The sequence below is a fragment of the Methylobacterium aquaticum genome (assembly GCF_001043915.1).
GTDB lineage: Bacteria > Pseudomonadota > Alphaproteobacteria > Rhizobiales > Beijerinckiaceae > Methylobacterium > Methylobacterium aquaticum.
This window is the reverse complement of sequence record NZ_LABX01000354.1, coordinates 1-956: the sequence shown is the minus strand read 5'-3', so window position 1 is coordinate 956 and position 956 is coordinate 1. Positions and strand designations below refer to the sequence as shown.

Here is a 956-nt window from a genome sequence, read left to right as displayed (position 1 = left end):
CGCGAATTTTCGTCAAGCCTCTGGCTTGACATCGAAAATTCGAGATGGAGCAACGGCCGGATGCGTCAGCATCTTCGGCCGTTGGCATAAGACGGCGCCCCCGCCTGGTGTGGCGGGGGCGCCTCCGTGCCGGTTGTCGAGGAAGCCGGGCTGCCTCCGTGAGGATCAGTGGCCGCGATGAAGCCGGGTGTGGGTGGCCGGCACCGAGCCGGTCTGCGCAGCGGCCTGGGCGGCCGCCAGCTGCTTCTCGTGGTCCTCGTGGTCGATCGCCATGAAGCGGTACATGTCCCACTTCGTGGTGCCCTCGCTGAACATGCCGGAGGGGGCCTTGTAGCTGTAGATCTCCCGCGCCGATTGGGCCTGGGCCGACGGGATGGAGGCGGTGGTGGCGGCGAGAAGCGTCGCACCGGCGATGAGCAGGGTCGTCTTCGTCATGGTCGATCTCGTTGGTTGGTCGCGGCCGCCGACGGTGTCGCGGCGCCGGATGCCGTGGTATCTAAGTCTCGACAGCCGAATTCATTGTGCGATTCCGCACATGCCAATGAGACGGCGCTGGAATCGAGGGATTAAAATCTGTTTGCCAGCTTAGTATTTACTGGAATGGGCAATTTTCTGTCTTCGAATGCGTTGAAAAATGTAAAAATATTCTATTATCGGCGATCGGCCTGACGGGCCGGCCGGGACCCGGACGACGGATCGGAGGCGCCGGCTCGGGCCTGTGGCGCCCCACAAAAAGCCATGCTCGCCTGTCTGTATGGCCTCACCTGACGTCTGCCCGAGAGCGAACCCCGATGATGCAGATTGCCGCCTTCCTGGTGTTCCTGGCCATGGGCGTGACCAACCTCCTGGCGGTGCAGGCCGGGCTGACCGCGGCCCTGGGCGTGCCGGTCCTGATCGCCCTCGTGGTCGCGGTGCCGGTATTCTACTTCCGCTTCGTCGGCTCGGCGGCGGGCATC

1 protein-coding gene is annotated in these 956 nt (G+C 63.9%); it reads right to left on the bottom strand.

Annotated elements, in window-relative coordinates:
* Positions 1–165 precede the first annotated feature (165 nt).
* The gene (locus tag VP06_RS31810; RefSeq protein WP_048467827.1) at positions 166–435 is read right to left on the bottom strand and encodes a hypothetical protein; all 270 of its coding nucleotides are present in this window, start codon (positions 433–435) and stop codon (positions 166–168) included.
* Positions 436–956 lie beyond the last annotated feature (521 nt).

What these genes read in the sequence shown, in the direction of transcription:
- VP06_RS31810 (WP_048467827.1), bottom strand. Translation starts at nt 435, where the DNA reads ATGACGAAGACGACCCTGCTCATCGCCGGTGCGACGCTTCTCGCCGCC.